5 protein-coding genes are annotated in these 4,521 nt (G+C 67.4%); 3 read left to right on the forward strand and 2 right to left on the reverse strand.

Features of this window, described 5'->3' with window-relative positions; all coding sequences use genetic code 11:
• Positions 1-82: 82 nt before the first annotated feature.
• Entirely contained in the window at positions 83-514 is a 432-nt protein-coding gene (locus ACH107_RS30345; protein WP_412509422.1) for a hypothetical protein, read from the forward strand.
• A 34-nt stretch (positions 515-548) separates the two neighbouring features.
• Positions 549-1,316 (forward strand): rhomboid family intramembrane serine protease, encoded by a 768-nt coding sequence (locus ACH107_RS30350; protein ID WP_412509423.1) that lies wholly within the window; start codon positions 549-551, stop codon positions 1,314-1,316.
• Between the two features lie 40 nt (positions 1,317-1,356).
• Here the strand turns inward: ACH107_RS30350 and ACH107_RS30355 are convergent, their stop codons facing one another.
• Both ACH107_RS30355 and ACH107_RS30360 read right to left on the reverse strand, forming a co-directional pair.
• Positions 1,357-2,142, reverse strand: a complete 786-nt coding sequence (locus tag ACH107_RS30355) for an inositol monophosphatase family protein (protein WP_412509424.1) — start codon at positions 2,140-2,142, stop codon at positions 1,357-1,359.
• A gap of 90 nt (positions 2,143-2,232) precedes the next feature.
• On the reverse strand, positions 2,233-3,141 hold the full coding sequence (locus tag ACH107_RS30360; RefSeq protein WP_310691997.1) for a LysR family transcriptional regulator: 909 nt from the start codon (positions 3,139-3,141) through the stop codon (positions 2,233-2,235).
• A gap of 84 nt (positions 3,142-3,225) precedes the next feature.
• Between ACH107_RS30360 and metF the strand changes: the two genes are divergently transcribed.
• Positions 3,226-4,089: a methylenetetrahydrofolate reductase [NAD(P)H] gene (metF, locus tag ACH107_RS30365; RefSeq protein WP_412509425.1), complete on the forward strand. Its 864-nt coding sequence runs from the start codon at positions 3,226-3,228 to the stop codon at positions 4,087-4,089.
• The last annotated feature ends 432 nt before the right edge of the window (positions 4,090-4,521 follow it).

Raw genomic sequence — 4,521 nt, forward strand, 5'->3', positions numbered from 1 at the left:
TGGTATCTCTCCGGTCGGGCTACGCCCTCCCTACGAAACACCACCCCAGCGTTCTCATCCTGATTGACGCTCGACTCTCACCTTGTTTGTCGCGCGGCAACAGGCCCTTGGTGCCTCGCAGGACCGGCTAGCCTGGATACGGCAGGCCCGGTCCGACTACGAGATCGCGGTGCCGCTCTACGAACTGACCAGCTTTGCCAAGGGCACGGGCTACTACGAGGGCCTGCCCGCACCGGTGCGCCGCGCCCAGCTTGACCGTCTGACCGAGCTGCACGACCAGTTCTACCCGACCCTGCGGCTGCATCTGTTCGATGCGCGGCAGTTGTTCGCGGCGCCGCTCACGGTCTTCGGGCCGCTCATGGCGGTGCTTTACATCGGGCAGAATTACCTAGCCTTCCGCGATACCGACCGGGTGCAGTTCATGACCCGGCATTTCGACGTTCTGGTCCGAGAGGCGCTGGTCGACGCCCGCGCATTGCCCGGATTTCTGGACGACCTGCGCCGGGCGACCTAGGCTCTGGGCACCCCCTCAGGACGGACCCTGCCCCATGTTTCCCATCCGCGACCACAATCCCTCGGACAAGGTGCCCTATGTGACCTTCGCGCTGATCGCGGCGAACGTTGCCATCTTCCTGATCGAGCAGGGCCTGATCCAGACCCGCGCCCAGCAGTGGGAATATTATGTCGACTATGCCTTCTTCCCGCTGCTGGTCAGCGAGGGGCAGGGTTACAGCGGGTTGATCACCCATATGTTCCTGCACGGCGGATGGATGCATCTGGGCGGCAACATGCTGTTTCTGTGGGTTTTCGGCGACAACATGGAAGACGAGTTCGGCCATGTCGGCTTCGTCATGTTCTACCTGCTGTCGGGGCTGGCGGCGGCCTTTTTGCAATACCTGCCCGACCCGACCAGCCAGGTGCCCATGGTGGGGGCCTCGGGGGCCATCGCCGGGGTGATGGGGGGCTATCTGCTGATGTTCCCGCGGGCCCGGGTGGATGTCTTCATCTTCCTGATCTTCATCATCCGCATCATCCCGATCCCGGCCTGGATCGTCCTGGGGCTGTGGTTCGGCTTGCAGTTTTTCAACGGCGTGAGCGCCGACATCTCGCAGGGGGGCGTCGCCTACTGGGCGCATGTGGGCGGCTTCGTGGCCGGCTTCCTGCTGACCGTGCCGCTCTGGCTGCGGCGCGGGGCGGCGGCCTACTGGACACGCACGCAGGGCCACCCGCCGCACCCCGAAAGCCGCTATGAGGCGCGGGAAAGCTCGGTGCCCCGGGTCCGGCGGCAGCAGCGCCGGAAAGGGCCCTGGGGCTGACCCGTCCGGCAGGCGACCGGGCCCGGGCCAGACCGCCTGTCTAGGCCCGGATCACCTTGGCGAACTTGTCGAAAATCGGCTCGGCCGCGCAGATCAACTCGCCATCGGCCATGATGTCGCCCTCGGGGTTCAGCGGCTGGATGATGCCGCCGGCCTCTTGCACCAGGATGATCCCGGCGGCGATGTCCCAGGTGTTGAGGCGGCGTTCCCAGAAGCCGTCGTAGCGGCCCGCCGCGACATAGGCCAGGTCCAGCGCCGCCGCCCCCCAGCGCCGCACCCCGGCACAGGCGGGCAGCAGGCGGCCCAGGTCGCGCAGGGTCGCGGGCAGGTCCGACCGGCCGGCGAAGGGCAGGCCCGTGGCAAAGCAGCACTCGATCATCCTGGTGCGGCCCGAGACGCGCAGGCGGCGGTTGTTCATCCAGGCGCCCTCGCCCTTTTCCGCGAAAAAGCACTCGTCCTTGAACGGGTCATGGACAACCCCGGCAACGATCTTGCCCTTGTGTTCCAGCGCGATCGAGATCGCCCAGTGCGGCATCCCGTGCAGGAAGTTCGTGGTCCCGTCCAATGGGTCCACGATCCAGCGCCGGGTCGGGTCCTCGCCGGCGATTTCCTCGCCTTCCTCGCCCAGGAACCCGTAGGTCGGACGCGCCTCCCTCAAGGCCTTGCGGATCATCTCCTCGGCGTTGCGGTCGGCACGGCTGACGAAATCGCCCGGCCCCTTGGTCGAGACCTGCAGGTTCTCGACCTCGCCGAAATCCTTGAGCAGGGCGCGGCCCACGCGGCGCGCGGTGCTGGTCATGACGTTGAGGTTCGCGCTGCCGGTCATTCGGGGGCTCCTTGCAAGAACTGGGGGCGGGGCATCGGGGTGAGGGATCAGGCCGCGCGTATAGGCAATCGGACCGGGGGGAACAAGGGGCTAGGCGCCCCGGTGCAGCCGCACGGCTTCCTGCCGGGCCAGCCGGGCCAGATGCGCCATGAAGGGCAGGTCGGAATCCACGCTGCGCACGGCGGCGAACAGGCGCCGGGTGATCCCGCCCTCGGTCAGGGGCCGGGTGATGTAGCCTGCGCCATAGCGGCTCTGGCGCAGCACCCAGTCGGGCAGCACCGTCACCCCCCGCCCCGAGGCCACCAGCAGCAGGATCACGGCCGTCAGCTCGACCTGGCGCACCGCCGCCGGCTCGATCCCCGCCGGGGTCAGGAACTGCGAGAAGACGTCCAGCTTGGCGCGGTCCACCGGGTAGGTGATGAGCGTCTCATTGCGCAAATCCTCGGGCGTGACGAAGGGTTTGTCGGCCAGCGGGTGGCCGTCCCGCGCGACCAGGACAGGTTCGTAATCGAACAGCGGCAGATAGGTCAGGCCGCCCATTTCCTCGGGGTCGGAGGTGATGACCAGGTCCACTTCCTCGCGGGCGAGGGCGGGCATGGCCTCGAAGGCCAGCCCGGCGCGGATGTCCACGTCGACGTCGGGCCAGGCCCGGCGGAACTGTTCCAGCACCGGGAAAAGCCATTCGAAACAGGCGTGGCACTCGATGGCGATGTGCAGGCGGCCCGCGCGCCCCTGCACCAGCCCCTCGAACTCGGCCTGCACGGCCTCGACCTCGGGCAGGATACGCTGGGCGGCGGCCAGCAGGCGCTTGCCCGCGGGCGAGAGTTTCAGCGGCTTGGACCGGCGCACGAAAAGCTCCACGCCCGCCTGGTCCTCGATGCCCTTGATCTGATGCGACAGGGCCGACTGGGTCAGGCCCAGAACCTCGGCCGCGCGGGCCAGCCCGCCGGTGTCATGGATGGCCTTGATGCTGCGCAGGTGGCGGAACTCAATATGCATGGCGCTCATGATGGTGTTCGAAGTTATGAATTTGTCTCACAGCCGAGACCATGGGACAAGGGAACCTGATCAAAGGAGTGTCCCATGACCCGCCCTGCCCTGTCCTTCGAGTTCTTCCCGCCCAAGTCCCTGCCCCAGTCCTTTCGCCTGTGGGACTGCGTGACGGCGCTCGCGCCGCTGGCGCCCGATTTCGTCTCGGTGACCTATGGCGCCGGTGGCACGACGCGGAAACTGACCCATGAGGCGGTGCAGGCCATCGGCGCGCAGACCGGGCTGGAGGTGGCCGCGCATCTGACCTGCGTCGAGGCCAGCAAGGAGGAAACCCTCACCATCGCCGAGCAGTATCGCACGGCGGGCGTGAACCGAATCGTCGCCCTGCGCGGCGATCCGCCCAAGGGGGCGGGCAAGTTCGTGGCGCAGCCCGACGGGTTTTCCGGCTCGGTGGACCTCGTCGGCGCGCTGGCCGGGCAAGGCTTTGACGTGACCGTGGGCGCCTACCCCGAGAAACACCCCGACGCGGCCGATCATTCGGCCGATATCGAGCACCTCAAGCGCAAGCTGGACGCCGGGGCGGACACCGCGATCACGCAATTCTTCTTCCAGGCCGAGACTTTCTTCCGGTTCCGCGACGCCTGCCAGAAGGCCGGTATCGACGCGCCGATCATCCCCGGCATCCTGCCGGTCGAGAACTGGGCCGGCACGCGCCGCTTCGCCGAGACCTGCGGCACCTCGATCCCGCAGGTGGTCTCCGATGCCTTCGAGACCGCCGAGCGCGACGGCGGGGCCGATCTGCTGGCCACCGCGCTGGCGACCGAGCTCTGCGACGAACTGCTCGCGGGCGGTGTCGAGCACCTGCATTTCTACACGCTCAACAAGCCGGACCTGACCCGCGACGTCTGTCACGCGCTGGGGCTCACGCCGGCGGCAAATCTTCAGAACGTGGCCTGACCGGGCCGATCCGGACCTGTCTTGGCGTTCTGTCACCAGCCTCCGGTCGCGGCCGGATGAGATACCCGTTCAATGCGCGCCGTTTCAACGGCGGGCCTGGGCCGACAGGACCCCACCTGCCCGGACCCGCCCGGTGTTGCACTAGGCTATGCACCTGACGCAAGTTGCCCAGCCAGCCTCTGGTCTACCGCCGCGGTTCGGCGAAGATCCGAACGGCGGCTCTGCGCAGGGAGGGGCCTTTGCAAAGTTGTGAACTGTGGTCGTCCTTCAAGACACACCCGGCCCACACCTGCCGTTCGTTTCCCGCGCAGCGGATGGCCGGTGTCAGCCCTAGGACTAAGCCGCTCCGCGGCATTGGTGCCTGTGGCGGATGTGGTGAACTGGGCAATCCGGCACGCATTTTGTGATCTCGGGGATCTGGCTGACGATTGG

The organism is Roseovarius halophilus (ex Wu et al. 2025) (assembly GCF_047086965.1).

Bases quoted from the DNA above. Each gene is read 5' to 3' on its own strand.
- ACH107_RS30360 (WP_310691997.1), bottom strand. From the start codon at position 3,141: ATGCATATTGAGTTCCGCCACCTGCGCAGCATCAAGGCCATCCATGAC.
- ACH107_RS30355 (WP_412509424.1), bottom strand. From the start codon at position 2,142: ATGACCGGCAGCGCGAACCTCAACGTCATGACCAGCACCGCGCGCCGC.
- metF (WP_412509425.1), top strand. From the start codon at position 3,226: ATGACCCGCCCTGCCCTGTCCTTCGAGTTCTTCCCGCCCAAGTCCCTG.
- ACH107_RS30350 (WP_412509423.1), top strand. From the start codon at position 549: ATGTTTCCCATCCGCGACCACAATCCCTCGGACAAGGTGCCCTATGTG.